This window comes from Heterorhizobium halophytocola (assembly GCF_017873095.1).
In the GTDB taxonomy this organism is placed as follows: Bacteria; Pseudomonadota; Alphaproteobacteria; order Rhizobiales; family Rhizobiaceae; genus Allorhizobium; species Allorhizobium halophytocola.
Genome location: NZ_JAGGJU010000006.1, coordinates 152718 through 168293, shown reverse-complemented (window position 1 = coordinate 168293; position 15576 = coordinate 152718). Strand labels below are relative to the sequence as shown.

Below are 15576 nucleotides of genomic sequence, written 5' to 3'. Positions count from 1 at the left end.
CAGTCTTACACCGGATCCGTGTTGCGAGAGAATGCTTGTTTCCGGCCTGCCCGGCGCTCACCGCCGGGCATGACTGACGAAAATCAGCCGACGGAACCTTCGAGCGAGATGCCGATCAGCTTCTGCGCCTCGACTGCAAATTCCATCGGCAGTTCCTGGATGACTTCGCGGACGAAGCCGTTGACGATCAGCGCAATCGCCGCCTCTTCCGGAATGCCGCGCTGCAGGCAGTAGAACAGCTGGTCTTCGGAGATCTTCGACGTGGTCGCCTCGTGCTCGAACTGCGCCGTCGAGTTCTTGGCCTCGATATAGGGCACGGTATGCGCCCCGCACTTGTCGCCGATCAGCAGGCTGTCGCACTGGGTGAAGTTGCGGGCATTCGTCGCCTTGCGGTGGGCCGAAACCTGACCGCGATAGGTGTTCTGCGAAACGCCGGCCGAGATCCCCTTGGAGATGATGCGGCTCGATGTGTTCTTGCCGAGATGGATCATCTTGGTGCCCGAGTCGATCTGCTGGTGACCGTTGGAGACCGCGATCGAATAGAACTCGCCGCGCGATCCGTCGCCGCGCAGGATGCAGGACGGATATTTCCAGGTGATCGCCGAGCCGGTCTCGACCTGGGTCCAGGAGATCTTCGAGCGGTCGCCGCGGCAATCGCCGCGCTTGGTGACGAAGTTGTAGATGCCGCCCTTGCCGTTCTTGTCGCCCGGATACCAGTTCTGGACGGTCGAATACTTGATCTCGGCATCGTCGAGCGCCACAAGCTCCACCACGGCGGCATGCAGCTGGTTCTCGTCGCGCTGCGGTGCCGTGCATCCCTCGAGATAGGAGACATAGGCGCCGTCCTCGGCGATGATCAGCGTGCGCTCGAACTGGCCGGTGTTCTTTTCGTTGATGCGGAAATAGGTCGACAGCTCCATCGGGCAGCGAACGCCCTTGGGCACGAAGACGAAGGACCCGTCGGTAAACACCGCGGAGTTCAGCGTGGCATAGTAATTGTCGGTGGCCGGCACGACCGAGCCCAGATATTTCTTCACCAGCTCTGGATGCTCGCGGATCGCTTCCGAGATCGACATGAAGATCACGCCGGCCTTGGACAGCTCTTCCTTGAAGGTGGTGACGACCGACACCGAATCGAACACGGCATCGACGGCAATCTTCGAGGTCTGGACGCCGGCCAGGATTTCCTGCTCGCGCAGCGGAATGCCGAGCTTCTCGTATACGGCCAGAAGCTCCGGATCGACCTCGTCGATGGACTTCGGCCCCGACGTGCTCTTCGGCGCGGCGTAGTAATAGATGTCGTTGAAGTCGATCTTCGGATAATCGACACGAGCCCATGTCGGCTCTTCCATGGTCAGCCAGCGGCGATAGGCCTCAAGACGCCATTCCAGCATCCATTCGGGCTCCTGCTTCTTGGCCGAGATGAAACGGATGATGTCTTCCGAAAGGCCTTTCGGGGCCTTGTCGACTTCGATCATCGTTTCGAAACCGTATTTGTACTGGTCTACGTCGATCTGGCGAACCTGATCGATCGTCTCCTGGACGGCAGCCATTGCGCACTCCAATCTTGCCGGGTCAAGGCCGGCAGCTTGTCAATGTGTGAGGCGAATTCTCGCCTCCATGTAAGTATGCGGAAGTGAGATTTCACCCCCGCCGTGGTTCACGACGGCGCCTTGGCAGCGCCGATCGCAGAATCTGTCAGGCCGCCTGGCCCTGCCCGCGGCGTCGCCCGGCAACCGTCGCGAAGATCGCGCCGGCCCGGTCGATATCGTCCGCGGTTGTCGTCGCCCCGAGCGAAATACGCAAGCCCCCCGCCTGTGGATCAAGACCCATGGCCGTCAGAACATGGCTCTGGCCGACCTTGCCCGAGGAGCAGGCCGAGCCGGCAGACAGCGCCATGCCCTCGAGATCGAAGGCGATCTGCCCAGTTTCCGACTTCAGCCCCGGCAGGCCGAAGAATATCGTGTTGGGCAGGCGCGGCGCGTCTGCCCCGTAGATCACCATATCGGGCGCGCAGGCCTTCATATGCTGTTCCAGCGCGTCGCGCAGCCCGGCGATGCGCGTATTTCGCTCCGTCAGGTCATGTTGCGCATGGTGCGCCGCCGCGCCGAAACCTGCGAGGGCCGCAACGTTCTCCGTGCCGCCGCGATGGCCCTTTTCCTGCCCGCCCCCCGTTACCAGCGGCTTCGGCATCAGCATTTCGCCGCGCGACACAAGCGCACCGGCACCTTTCGGCCCGCCGATCTTGTGCGACGAGACGATCAGGAAGTCGGCATCGAGCGCCTCGATGTCCACCGCCATGCGGCCGATCGCCTGCACGGCATCGACGACCATCAGGCCGCCCTTGGCATGCACCAGAGCTGCTGCCGCGCGCACCGGCTGGATGACGCCGGTCTCGTTGTTGGCAAGCATGATCGCCACCATCGGCAAACCGTCTTCGGCTGGATGGGTATCCAGCAGGGCGCCCAGCGCGTCGATATCGACCACGCCATTGCGACCGACCGGGATTTCGCTGACCGAAGCGGCATCGAAGCGACCGCCCAGCCGGACGGCCGGATGCTCGATGGCAGAGACATAGAGACGACCGATCTTCAGCGGCGACCGTCCCATGCGAAAGTCCGGCGTCAGCACGAGACTGGCCGCCTCGGTCGCACCGGCGGTGAAGACGAGATTGGCGGTCGACGCATGGACGAGCGACGCCACCTGACGACGGGCCTTTTCAACCGCCTGGCGGGCCGCACGGCCTTCCGAGTGCACCGAATTCGGATTGCCGCAGAGCGACAGCGCGGCGAGCATCGCGGCGCGCGCTTCATCCAGAAGCGGCGCCGTCGCGTTCCAGTCGAGATAGATCCGCGTCTTGCCCATTGAGACCCCTGCCAGTCCGAAGGTTCCGGTCTCGGCGCATTTTGCTTGAAATCCGCGCCTTGACTGTCCTATGACACGATCCACCAGAGCAGTGGCCTTCAATCACAGTTTCGAACCGTTCTAAACTGGGTTGTAGAAAAGATGACTTGTTGCGTCAAGTCATCTTGGCCCATCCAAGGGTGTTCGACACACCAAAAACGACAGCACCGGAGTATCAATGCCCGAAGTCATCTTCAACGGCCCGGCAGGGCGCCTCGAGGGCCGCTATCAGCCGTCCAAGGAAAAGAGCGCCCCGATTGCGATCATCCTGCATCCGCATCCGCAGTTCGGCGGCACGATGAACAACCAGATCGTCTACCAGCTCTTCTACATGTTCCAGAAGCGCGGCTTTACGACACTTCGGTTCAATTTCCGCAGCATCGGGCGCAGCCAGGGCGAATTCGATCATGGCTCGGGTGAATTGTCGGATGCGGCTTCGGCGCTCGACTGGGTGCAGAGCCTGCATCCCGATTCGAAGAGCTGCTGGGTTGCCGGCTATTCCTTCGGGTCCTGGATCGGCATGCAGCTTTTGATGCGCCGTCCGGAAATCGAGGGCTTCATTTCGGTCGCGCCGCAGCCCAACACCTACGATTTCTCCTTCCTCGCGCCCTGCCCGTCCTCCGGCCTGATCATCCACGGCGACAACGACAAGGTGGCGCCGGAAAAGGATGTCCAGGGTCTGGTCGACAAGCTGAAGACCCAGAAGGGCATTCTGATCACCCACAACACGCTGCCGGGTGCCAATCACTTCTTCACCAACCAGGTGGATACGCTGATCGACGAATGCGGCGACTATCTCGACCGCCGCCTCGACGGCGAACTGGTACCGGAACCGGCCGCCAAGCGCATTCGCTGAACCATCTTGAATATTGCGGAAGGGCGCCGCGTCGAACCGGCGCCTTTTTTTCGTTTCGCGACTGTCGAAACGACGCAGCCCCCATCTTCAGGTTGACAACCCGCCCTGCCCTTGGCTCACTTCAGGCAACGTCAACGCGCCAAGATCGGGCCATGCAGGATCTTTCTTTCGATGTCATCGGATATGCGGGCGGCGGCAATCGTTGCTACTGGCAGAGCGGCTTCGTCGAAGCGCTGAATGCCCGCTATCCGCAGAAGCCCCGCCATTATGTCGCCGTCTCTGCCGGTGCCTATCACTGCGCGATGAACCTGATCGGCATCGGCGAGCGGGTGCGATCGGCGGCCTACGGCTTTGCCGGCGAGCACAGGCCCGACATCGACTGGCGCGCGCTGCGCAGCGGCCGTTCACCGCTCGTGGTCGGCGACCTGTTCCGCCAGTTTCTCGCCCGCGAGTTCGGCCCGCTGGAGCTTTCGGCCCTGAAGGCGGCGCCACCGATCCTGATTCAGGTGTCGCACCCGCCGGCATGGATGCCCGCCAGCATGGCCGCAATCGGCTCGATCACGGCCTACCAGATCGAGAAACTGCTGACCGGCGGCCGCCATTCCAGGGCGGGACGCTATCTGGGGCTCACGCCGGCCTGGATCTCGACCCATGACATGGCGACGCCCGAGGATCTGGTCGGCGCGATCATGGCCAGTTCCTCGGTGCCGCCCTTCATGCCGGTCGGCCGCATCAACGGCCGGCCGGCGCTCGATGGCGGACTGACCGACAACCCGCCGCTTGCCAGGCTCGCCCAGGCGGAAGACAAAGGATTGCGCACGCTGCTGATGACGACCCGGCATGGCCGCGCGCCGCCGTCCTCGCCGGGGCGCACCATTGTCGGCCCGAGCGAGGAAATTACCGTCAACAAGTTCACCGTCGGCGACGAGGCCGGATTGCGGCATGCCTTCGAGGTCGGGCTTCGCGACGGCGAACGTTTCGCCGCACGGCTGCCGGCCCTGCTCGGAGGACGCCGTCGGCAGGATCCGTCGCAGGCCAGCGCCTGACCCATTGCGGGGCGTGATCGAAGTGATCGCCAATTTTCATACGCCGGCGGGTGCACATTCTCGAAAAACGGTGCTAAATCGCGCCGCGTTTCCTAACAAAGTCAGCATCCAGAGAGCCCCAAGGCCATGTCCAAGTTCAAATCCGATTTCCTGCGCACCATGCACGAGCGCGGCTTCATTCATCAGGTCTCCGATGAAAGCGGCCTCGACGATCTGCTCGCCAAGGAGACCGTGACGGCCTATATCGGCTTCGATCCCACGGCACCGTCATTGCATGCCGGTTCGCTGATCCAGATCATGATGCTGCACTGGTTCCAGGTGACCGGCCACCAGCCGATCTCGCTGATGGGCGGCGGCACCGGCATGGTCGGCGACCCCTCGTTCAAGGAGGAGGCACGCCAGCTGATGACGGTCGAGAAGATCGAGGACAATATCGCCTCGATCAAGCGCGTCTTTGCCAACTACATCGATTACGACAAGGGCCCGAAGGACGGCGGCCTGATGATCAACAACGGCGAATGGCTGCGTTCGCTGAACTATCTCGAATTCCTGCGCGATGTCGGCCGCCATTTCTCGGTCAACCGCATGCTGTCCTTCGAGAGCGTCAAGACGCGCCTCGACCGCGAGCAGTCGCTGTCCTTCCTCGAATTCAACTACATGATCCTGCAGGCCTACGACTTCGTCGAGCTCGCCAAGCGCTACGACTGCCGGCTGCAGATGGGCGGCTCGGATCAGTGGGGCAATATCGTCAACGGCATCGATCTGGGCCACCGCATGGGCACGCAGCAGCTCTACGCGCTGACCTCGCCGCTTCTGACCACCTCCTCCGGCGCCAAGATGGGCAAGTCGGCCAATGGCGCGATCTGGCTCAACGCCGACATGTTCTCGGCCTATGACTTCTGGCAGTACTGGCGCAACACCGAGGACGCCGACGTGGAGCGCTTCCTGAAGCTCTACACCACGCTGCCGCTGGACGAGGTGGCAAAGCTTGCAGCGCTCGGCGGCGCAGAGATCAATGAGGCCAAGAAGATCCTGGCCACCGAGATCACCGCAATCCTGCACGGCCGCGGGGCCGCTGACGCGGCCGCCGAGACGGCGCGCAAGACCTTCGAGGAAGGCGCCGTCGCCCAGGACCTGCCGACGATCGAGATCGCATCCGCGGAACTCGACGCCGGGGCCGGGCTGCTCGGCCTTCTGGTCAAGGCCGGTCTCGCCGGCTCGAACGGCGAGGCGCGCCGGCACATCCAGGGCGGCGCGGTCAGGGTCAACGATAGCCAGGTGTCGGACGAGCGGCTGACGATTGCCAGCGACAGCGTGACGGCGGACGGCGTCATCAAGCTCTCCGTCGGCAAGAAGAAGCACGTGCTGGTGCGGCCCACCTGAACCGCAAACGATATTAAAACACTGCCTTATCCCCGGCCGGATCGCTCCAGCCGGGGTTTTTCGCTGTACGGCCGAGAATGGCTCCTTGACGGGAGAGACACGCACGGCAGGTCACTGAAGCAGGCGAATAATTCGCGATCTAACTGACCCTTTTCGCCGGTTTGTTCGCACAAACATCGGTGGCCGTCCCACCTGCCGAAGGCACGTCTCTGGCTGGTCAGCCACCGGTCGCCGTCACCAGACCGGTCAGGAAGAGAATCACGGTTATGGAGCCCATGATCCAGGACCAATAGCGCACCGGGATGAAAAACAGGCTGTCGTCGCGCTTCAGCACCAGTCGCTCGCCGGTCTGCGCGTCGATCATCGCACGGCCCTCGTCGGCGTTTTCGAGCAACATGGCCGAGAACACCGTGCCGCAGGTGGCAAAAAGCCCGAGAAACCCGGGCTCCAGCCCGCTGGGCATCATCGATTGGGCAAAAGAGAGTATCAGGCCGCCGGTCAATGCGCCGAGCGCCGCGCCCAGAATCACAAGAATGCCCCAGCCTCTCCAAATCACGAACATCAAGCAGGTCCCTTCCCGATCGCTTGAAATGAGAATTGACGCGACATTGCGGCCGCGCGAAGGCAATTATACCTCTCTAAGAAAAAAGCATGCGAATTATAACCGCTGATTTTGAAGGGTTTATTAGCCTTTTACCGCCTTGATCCGGCCATGTTGCGGGACCCGCCCCCACAGGTCGCCCCACAAGTCGAAAGCCTCTCAGCGAAATTCGAAAATCTGGCGGAAGACGCCCGGTGCGATGATCGAGAGGGGATTGACGGTGACCTTCGGATGGGCGATCGCACCCGTCAGCCGGAAGGTGATGCCGAGCAGTCCGCGGTCGCGGCCATTGCCGAGAAGCGTACCGATGATCGGCAGTTCCCCCAGAATGCGATTGAGGCCATAGGCCGGCATGAAAGTACCGGTCATGTCCATGGCGCCGGTCTCGTCGCGCACCAGCCCCTGGAAGGTCGCGCCGACCTGCTCGCCGCGCACCACACCGCCATCGACCCTGATCGCCGACTGGTTGATCGCCAGGCGTGCATAGGCCCGCTGGAACCGCTCCGAACTGACATCGATATCACGCTTGACCGCGGCGTTGAGGCTGCGGCCGTCGGCGTCGGCCGGGGTGGAGACGATCGTCTGCAGCCGCTGCTCGTTATTGACGCTGAAATTGCGCACATCGACGGCGCCGTTCCAGCCACCATTGCCATCCCCGGTGAGCCTCAAATTCAACAGGCCGGAATCCATGTGCGTATAGAGATTGGCAAAACGCACAAGCGCGCCGGCATCGCTGGTCGTCAGGTCGATGCGGCGACGCTGCTGGACGCGCCCCATCTTGGCAACGACCGCCTGACTGCTGGAGCTGATCGCCTGCAGGTCGAAGGCATTCACCCGATCGCCGAGCGATCCATAGGTCAGCTTCACATTGCGCAGCGATTCACCGGCAAAACCGATGACGCGGTCGAGGCTAAGATCGAGCGACAGCTTGTCCTTCGACGCCACCGCGTCCGAACTGGGGCCTTCGCTGTCACCGGGCGTTTTCAGCGAGGCGATCAGCGCCCGTGCATCGGCCTGGGCGCCACCGACCTTGACGCTATAGGTTCGGCCGCTGTGCCTTACGGAAACCGAATAGTCGTCGCCGGCCGACAGCTTGACATTTTCCACATCGGCCGCGATCAGGCCGTTCTTGTTGAGGCTGAGGGCGCCGTGCGCCCCGAAACCGTCGCCCAGGAGACGGAAGTCCTCGATATGGGTGACGCCGTCGGCCTCCCTGACGTTGAAGGTCGCCTTGGCGGCGACGCCCTGCCCCTTGCTCCAGCCGACCCAGGGCAGTGTCATGCGCGCCTGGCGCAGGTCCAGTTGGATGGACTGGTCACTGTCGCCCTTCTGCGTCATCGTCAGTCCGACCGTGCCCTTGACGATGGCGTCGAGCCCCGGCGCCAACTTGTCGCGGGCGTCGTCGCTCAACTGCGCCTTGATCACCCGCTCGCGCGTCGTCACCGATGCATCCGAGACCGGTTCGACCAGCGCCAGATCCATGGCGATCCCATCGATATCGGCCTTGCCGTCGATACGGGCGCTTTGCGGATCGATCTTCAGCGTGCCGTCGAAGCTTTCGATCTTGCGGTTGGCATAGGGCTTGGCAAGCGACACATCCTTCAATGCGAGATTCGCGGTCCACTCCGGCGGAGGCGGGTTCTGGTCCGGCACCAGGCCGACCTTCAGCGCCAGACGCGCGGTGACATCGCCCGTCAGGTCCGCCGGTGTCAGGCCGGTTCGCTTCAGCGCATCGATCGGCTTGTAGGTGACCAGTTCGGCGACGGCATCCGCCTTGCCGGCAAGATCGAGTGCGATATCGGCCATCAGCGGCTTCTGGTAGGCATCGGAGACCGTCAATGTCCCGCCGCTCAGCTCGACCTTTCGCCCGGAGCGGAAATAGCTGGCGCCCGATTTGAAGGCGACGCTGACCTTGCCGCCATGCACCTCGACACGCGCCGCTGCGTCCCGCACCGGCGGGATATCGCCTGGAATATTGACCCGGGTATCCACCACATCGAAGGCGATACTCAGTTCGTTTCCGTGCAGCTGCAGCGGGCTCGGCTCGATTGTCATCCGGCCGGCCGGAATGAAGACGCTGATGGAGCCCTGCCGGACGGTGCCACCGATCAGATTTTCCATCACCCATTCCCGCGGCTTGTCGGCCATCCAGAAGGGCCAGAGCTGCTTGACGGCAGAGGTCTGCATCTGGGCGATCTGGCCGCTGAAGCTGATCTCCGGAGACTTGCCGTCGACAAAGCCCACATGCAGCGACCCGGCCATGTTGCCGACAGGCGTCGCAACCGTCAGCTGATCGAACTGCAGCTCGGACTTCGCATAGAGATAGCGGCCGAGCAGCTTGAAATCGAACGGAACCGAGGGTTCGCCCGATGCCGGGATGGAGGCGACCGCATCCTTTGCCAGCAGATCGATCGCGATGCCGGAACCACGCGCATAGGAGGGATTGAAACGGTCGAGATCGATCAGGCCGCCACTGAAGGGCACCACCGTCCTGCCGAACACCGCCCGCGACTTTCGAACCTCGATCGTGTCCTTCGAAAAATCGTAACCGAGCGCGATCTGCGTCGTCGTCACCTTCTGCGAATTGCCATCCATGTAGAAGAGCAGATCGCTGCCGGAGATCGCGGCCGACAGGCTCGGCGCCACCTGGTCGCCCGCCCGGAGTGCGGCAATCGATATCTCGACCTGTCCGTCCAGCCCCTGGCGTATCTCGCCCTCGGAGCTGTAGCGCAGCAGCACGGGGCCGAGGTCGAACCCTTCGAGCTTTGCCTGCAGCCGGCCCGTATGGCCCTTGTTGCGCTCGCTCTGGATCGACAGGGTCGTCGGCTTGCCGGCAATCGAGACCTCGCCGTCGATCTTCAACCCGCCGCGCAGCGCCCGCTGCAGCGTCAGATGATCGACCGCGATCTCGGCTCCCGGCGTCTCGCTCTTGCCGTGCAGGATGGCGAGATCGTCGATCACCACCTTGTCGAGACCGCCGCGCGAGATGAAATCCGAAGCCGTGTCGATCTGGCGGAAGGCCCGGTCCATCAGCTGCGGCACCGAATCGACCCTGAGCTTGGCCAGATCCATGGCCGGCCCGGCCGGCAGCCGGTCTGCGTCGATATCGACGCCGTCGCTGATGATCTCGTCGATCATGATCTTGCCGGACAGAAGCGACAGTGGCTCGATCACCAGGCGCAACCGGTCGGCGCGCGCCATCACCTCGCCTTCGGGCATTTGCCGGATGACGACGCCGTGCGCCTCGACCGCCAGGTCCAGCCCGTTGGAAAAGCGCAGCGCCGTGTCCTGGATCTCGGCGCTGTATTCCGAACCCAGTGCGGCCGACAGGGCATTGCGGGCGCTTGCCGACAAGGCACGGTCAAAGGCGCCGCTTTCGATCGCCATGACGAGGCCCGAGACGACCAGAATGATGAAAAGTGAAAAGATGGTGGCCAGACGCAGACAGCGGCGCCCGAACCCGGATCGCGCCGGGCAATGCACGATCAGCGGATCCTCAGCCTGGGCCGAAGGCAGCTGGTGCAGGGCAAGAATGTCTTTCCTGCGAAAGCTGAGCTTTTCGCCTCGTACTTCTCCCATGTCGGGTGAATGTGTCTCCAACAGTCGGCTTGAATAAGCTCTACGGCATAGACCTTGAGCGAAGCCTTTCCATCTCGTGGCTATGGTTTATATCGGCAATGAAGGCGAAAGAAAGGATCATGATGAACGTTTTAGATAAAGGTCAGAAAGCACCCGGTTTCAGCCTCCCCCGCGATGGCGGCGGCACGCTGTCGTTGACCGACTTCGACGGTCGGCCGGTCGTGATATTCTTCTATCCGAAGGACAATACCACCGGCTGCACCAAGGAGGCCACGGAATTCAGCGCCAATCTCGAGGCGTTCACAGCCAAAGGGGTCGCGGTGATCGGTATTTCGCCCGATTCGGCGAAAAGCCACGACAAGTTCGTCGCCAAGCACGGGCTGACGGTGGCGCTCGGCGCCGACGAGAGTCATGAGGTGCTCGAGGCTTATGGGGTGTGGAAGGAAAAGAGCATGTATGGCCGGACCTATATGGGCGTGGAACGCACCACGATCCTGCTCGACCGCAACCACGCGATCGCCGAGATCTGGCACAAGGTGAAGGTGCCGGGCCATGTCCAGGCAGTGCTGGATGCCCTCGATACCCTCTGACCGCGGAGCCGCCTGATGGACGTGCCGATGATTCCCGAGCCTCGATCCCTGCGGGCGGGCGCCACCCTGGCGATCGCCAGCAAGGATCTCGCGGTCAAATGCGCATTGACGCGGGAGACCGCCAGACGCTGGCGCGAGCGCCAGCTTTCCCTCAGATCGCCGCTCGATCCGCCCCTGCCCGACCGTCCCGGCCGGCCCGACAAGCCCGAACTCGTTCCGCCGAGAGATGTCGGCAAGCGCTCGCTCCACACTGTGCCGGGGCGTATCGCCATGCTGCATGCCCTTGCCCATATCGAACTCAATGCCGTCGATCTCGCACTCGATATCGTCGCCCGATTCGCCTCGGAGCCGGTGCCGCAATCGTTTTTCGATGGCTGGATGCGGGTGGCCGACGAGGAGGCCAAGCATTTCGGCATGGTCCGCGGCCGGCTGAACGAACTCGGCGCCGATTATGGTGACATGCCCGCCCATGACGGGCTCTGGCAGGCAGCCCATGCGACCCGCAACGACCTGACCGCCCGACTGGCGGTGGTGCCGCTCATTCTCGAGGCCCGCGGCCTCGACGTCACGCCGGCGCTCCAGGAAAAGATGCGCCAGAGCGGCGACCTCGACAGTGCCGAGGTGCTGAAGATCATCTATGAGGACGAGAAGGGCCATGTGGCCGTCGGCGCCAAATGGTTCAGATTTCTCTGTGCCCGCGAGCGCAAGGATCCCGCCCAAACCTTCAAGGAGCTGGTCCGCGCCAATTTCCGTGGAGCGCTGAAGGCGCCTTTCAACGATATCGCCCGCGCCGAGGCCGGCTTGACGCCATCCTTCTACCGATCGCTCACGGCAACAAATTTCGGTTGGATCTAATAGACTTAACGGCTCTCCCGACCCGGTCAGGAAAGCCTTTGTTAACCATATTGGCCTCTAATTTCCTCAGAGGAAACAAGCCCGATTCTGGGATGTTCCACCCCAAGCAAGCCGCATTAAGCAGTATGCTACTGCTGCGACTGAACTGAGGAGACTCCCCTTGGCCGTGAAATCGGACAGAGCCTTCGGCAAACGCCGCGAACCGCATATCATCATCCTGGCGCATGGCGACCAGATCCGGCATATGACGGTTCGCCCCTGGATGGCGGCATTGACGGCAAGCGTGCTGGGGATGATGGCCATCGGTTATCTCGGCTCGACCTCCTATCTCGCCCTTCGCGACAACCTGATCGGTGCCACCATGGCGCGCCAGGCGCGCCTGCAGCACGACTACGAGGACCGCATCGCCGCTTTGCGGGCCCAGGTCGACCGCGTTACCTCCCGCCAGCTTTTGGACCAGCAGGTGGTCGAGACCAAGGTCGACAAGCTTCTGCAGCAGCAACTGGCCCTCACCTCGCGGCACGGACGGCTGGGCGAGCTGCTCGATCGTGCGGAGCAGTCGGGCATTTTCGGTCCCGACGTGCCAGTGCCGACCGCAAGACCCAACCCCGGCAACGAACAGGCATCGGCCGCAGGGACGTCGAAAAAGACGGCACGGGCGATCGACAGGCTGCTCGGCAATTCGGCCGAGGCGGAAGCAACGCCGGACAATCTGAGCCTTGCCTATCTGCCGCTTCGCCAGACCGCAGCCGACAAGGCAGACCGGCTGTTTTCCAACGTCACCCGCTCGCTGAAATCGATCGAACGCGACCAGCTGAACCGCATGCAGAAACTGACGGTCGGCGCTCAGACGGCGGCCAACCAGATCGACAGCATCCTGACCGGGTCGGGCATCACGCTGCCGGATGCCGCGACAAGCGCAGACGGTGCCGACGGCGCCAAGGAGGCCGCTCTCGATCGCGACAGCGATGCCGTCGGCGGACCCTATCTGGCGCCCGAACCGCCGGCCGCATTCGACGCCACGCTCGGGCAACTGGACGACGCGCTGGACCGGCTGGAGCGGCTGCGCGACACCGCCCGGGACCTGCCCTTCGCCAATCCGGCGCCGGGCAGAGTCGTCACCAGCCCGTTCGGCAATCGCAAGGATCCTTTCCTCGGGCGCCTGGCGCTGCATCCCGGCATGGATTTTCGGGAGCCGCCCGGCAACCCGATCACCAGCACCGGCGCCGGGACCATCGCCGTTGCCGGCCCGGCCGGCGGCTATGGCAACATGGTGGAGGTCGATCACGGCTATGGCATCACCACCCGCTACGGCCATCTTTCCAAGATCCTGGTGAAGGTCGGGCAAGAGGTCGAGCCCGGCGACGTTGTCGGCCTTGCCGGCAGCACCGGACGGTCGACCGGCACGCATCTGCATTACGAGATCCGCCGCAACAATCGTCCGATCGATCCCCTCCATTTCCTGAACGCCGGGATGAAGCTCGAAGGCCTGGTCAACTGAGACGATCGGCGCATGGCGCCTCGGGTGGGGTTGACATCCTCGAACATCGGTCCATGTAGTGCATGCAAACGCACATCTCGAACCCTATACGGGTGAATGATCAGGGCGATCCGGCTTACATGATCCGCTGATTTACATCAGACTTGATCGACCGAACCGGATATTTGGTAACAATACACTGTAGCCAGCTGTGAGTACGGCCACGGAATCACCTGTATTCCTTGACTTTACAGCAGATTGCCACTAAGCGCCCTACCGACAGCCTTGCGTTATGGGCTTCCGATCGATCACAGTTCGCCCGAAAACGAAACGGACACAGATTTCCCTTTGACAACCTTTGCCGATCTTGGCCTGAGCCAAAAAGTATTGTCCGCCGTAACCGACGCCGGGTACACCATCCCGACGCCGATCCAGGCTGGCGCCATTCCCCCTGCCCTGCAGCGCCGCGATATCTGCGGCATCGCCCAGACGGGAACTGGCAAGACCGCCTCTTTCGTGCTGCCGATGCTGACGCTGCTTGAAAAGGGCCGAGCGCGGGCACGCATGCCCCGGACGCTCATTCTCGAACCGACCCGCGAACTCGCGGCACAGGTTGCCGAGAACTTCGAGAAATACGGCAAGAATCACAAGCTCAACGTTGCGCTTCTGATCGGCGGCGTGTCTTTCGACGAACAGGACCGCAAGCTGGAACGCGGCGCCGATGTGCTGATCTGCACCCCCGGCCGCCTGCTCGACCATTGCGAACGCGGCAAGCTGTTGATGACCGGTGTCGAAGTCTTCGTCATCGACGAAGCCGACCGCATGCTCGACATGGGCTTTATCCCGGATATCGAACGCATCGCCAAGATGATCCCGTTCACCCGCCAGACGCTGTTCTTCTCGGCCACCATGCCGCCGGAGATCCAGAAGCTAGCCGACCGCTTCCTGCAGAACCCGGAGCGGATCGAGGTCGCACCGCCGTCCTCGACGGCCAAGACGGTGACGCAGCGCCTGGTCGCCGCGCCGAACAAGGATTACGAGAAGCGCGCCATCCTGCGCGACATCATCAATGAAGAGACGGAACTGACCAACGCGATCATCTTCTGCAATCGCAAGAAGGATGTGGCCGACCTGTTCCGTTCGCTCGACCGCCACGGTTTTTCCGTCGGCGCGCTGCACGGCGACATGGACCAGCGTTCGCGCACGACCATGCTGGCGAACTTCAAGGACAACAACATCAAGCTGCTCGTCGCCTCCGACGTGGCAGCCCGCGGCCTGGATATCCCGGCCGTCAGCCATGTTTTCAATTTCGACGTGCCGATCCACGCTGAAGACTATGTTCACCGCATTGGCCGTACCGGCCGCGCGGGCCGCTCTGGAAAGGCATTCACTGTCGTGACCAAATCCGACGTCAAGCACCTCGACGCGATTGAAAAGCTGATCGGTGAGACTATCGAATGGAAGGACGGCGATCTGTCGAACCTTCCGGCGCCGGCCGAAGGCGAGAGCGACAGCCGCTCGCGCGGCCGCGGCGAACGCGGCCGCAAGGGTGGCAGGGGCAAGTCTGCCGATCGTCACACCAGCGAGCGCAAGACCGCAGAGGCGCAGCCGGCCGACCGCAAGCTGGAAGCGCCGATCGAGGAGCCGAGGGCTGCCGCCCCCGCACCCCGCGAGGAACCGCGTCCGGCCCGTTCGTCCAATAGCCGCAGTGATCGCAACGACCGGAATGATCGCAACGACCGTCCCTATCCGGCCAATGACGATCGTCGCAACCGTCGCCGTCACCGCGACGACGACGATGGTCCGACACCGGTGGGCTTCGGCGACGACATTCCCGCCTTCATGCTCATCGCCGGCAAGGCGTGAACTCTGACAACGGCAAGCCCGGGATCGATTTCCCGGGCCTCGGAGTCGGTCTCGCCATCATGCGGGATGACAAGATCCTGCTCTACAAGCGTGTAAAACCACCGGAAGCCGGCCACTGGAACATTGTCGGCGGCAAGGTGGATCACATGGAGCCGGCGGAACAGGCCGCGCGTCGCGAGGCGGTCGAGGAGACCGGTCTCGAAATCGGCGCAATCGAATTCGTCGCCATGACCGAACAGATCATCGCGGCCGACCGCCAGCACTGGCTATCCCTGCTCTACGTGACGCGGGACTTTACCGGCGAACCTTCCCTGACCGAACCTGACAAGCTTTCCGACTTCGGCTGGTTTGCACTGGATGCCCTGCCGGAACCGCTTTCAGCCTTTACCCGAGAGATCGCCCGCCATCTGACCTGA

12 protein-coding genes are annotated in these 15576 nt (G+C 62.9%); 8 read left to right on the top strand and 4 right to left on the bottom strand.

Annotated features, from left to right (window positions below):
* Positions 1–83 precede the first annotated feature (83 nt).
* Positions 84–1553: a Fe-S cluster assembly protein SufB gene (gene sufB / locus J2Z17_RS12435; RefSeq protein WP_209945410.1), complete on the bottom strand. Its 1470-nt coding sequence runs from the start codon at positions 1551–1553 to the stop codon at positions 84–86.
* Positions 1554–1698: 145 nt separating this feature from the next.
* The gene (locus tag J2Z17_RS12430) at positions 1699–2865 is read right to left on the bottom strand and encodes a cysteine desulfurase family protein (RefSeq protein ID WP_209945408.1); all 1167 of its coding nucleotides are present in this window, start codon (positions 2863–2865) and stop codon (positions 1699–1701) included.
* A gap of 217 nt (positions 2866–3082) precedes the next feature.
* Here J2Z17_RS12430 and J2Z17_RS12425 point away from each other — a divergent pair, with 217 nt between their 5' ends.
* The 3 genes from J2Z17_RS12425 to tyrS all read left to right on the top strand — a co-directional run bounded on the left by J2Z17_RS12425 (position 3083) and on the right by tyrS (position 6189).
* Entirely contained in the window at positions 3083–3760 is a 678-nt protein-coding gene (locus J2Z17_RS12425; RefSeq protein ID WP_209945407.1) for an alpha/beta hydrolase, read from the top strand.
* Between the two features lie 152 nt (positions 3761–3912).
* The gene (locus J2Z17_RS12420; protein WP_209945405.1) at positions 3913–4806 is read left to right on the top strand and encodes a patatin-like phospholipase family protein; all 894 of its coding nucleotides are present in this window, start codon (positions 3913–3915) and stop codon (positions 4804–4806) included.
* A gap of 126 nt (positions 4807–4932) precedes the next feature.
* A complete protein-coding gene (gene tyrS, locus J2Z17_RS12415; RefSeq protein ID WP_209945403.1) occupies positions 4933–6189 on the top strand; it encodes a tyrosine--tRNA ligase in 1257 nt (418 codons plus the stop codon).
* 217 nt (positions 6190–6406) lie between these two features.
* Here the strand turns inward: tyrS and J2Z17_RS12410 are convergent, their stop codons facing one another.
* Complete coding sequence (locus J2Z17_RS12410) at positions 6407–6751, bottom strand: hypothetical protein (protein WP_209945401.1); 345 nt, start codon at positions 6749–6751, stop codon at positions 6407–6409.
* A 198-nt stretch (positions 6752–6949) separates the two neighbouring features.
* A complete protein-coding gene (locus tag J2Z17_RS12405; protein ID WP_209945399.1) occupies positions 6950–10369 on the bottom strand; it encodes a YhdP family protein in 3420 nt (1139 codons plus the stop codon).
* Between the two features lie 122 nt (positions 10370–10491).
* Here J2Z17_RS12405 and J2Z17_RS12400 point away from each other — a divergent pair, with 122 nt between their 5' ends.
* From J2Z17_RS12400 to J2Z17_RS12380, 5 genes are all read left to right on the top strand, one after another.
* A complete protein-coding gene (locus J2Z17_RS12400; RefSeq protein WP_209945753.1) occupies positions 10492–10959 on the top strand; it encodes a peroxiredoxin in 468 nt (155 codons plus the stop codon).
* Between the two features lie 15 nt (positions 10960–10974).
* Positions 10975–11814: a ferritin-like domain-containing protein gene (locus J2Z17_RS12395; RefSeq protein WP_245224066.1), complete on the top strand. Its 840-nt coding sequence runs from the start codon at positions 10975–10977 to the stop codon at positions 11812–11814.
* Positions 11815–11974: 160 nt separating this feature from the next.
* Positions 11975–13315, top strand: a complete 1341-nt coding sequence (locus J2Z17_RS12390) for a M23 family metallopeptidase (RefSeq protein ID WP_245224064.1) — start codon at positions 11975–11977, stop codon at positions 13313–13315.
* 327 nt (positions 13316–13642) lie between these two features.
* Positions 13643–15160, top strand: a complete 1518-nt coding sequence (locus J2Z17_RS12385) for a DEAD/DEAH box helicase (RefSeq protein WP_209945397.1) — start codon at positions 13643–13645, stop codon at positions 15158–15160.
* On the top strand, positions 15157–15576 hold the full coding sequence (locus tag J2Z17_RS12380; protein WP_342454402.1) for an NUDIX domain-containing protein: 420 nt from the start codon (positions 15157–15159) through the stop codon (positions 15574–15576). The genes J2Z17_RS12385 and J2Z17_RS12380 overlap by 4 nt, the downstream gene beginning before the upstream one ends.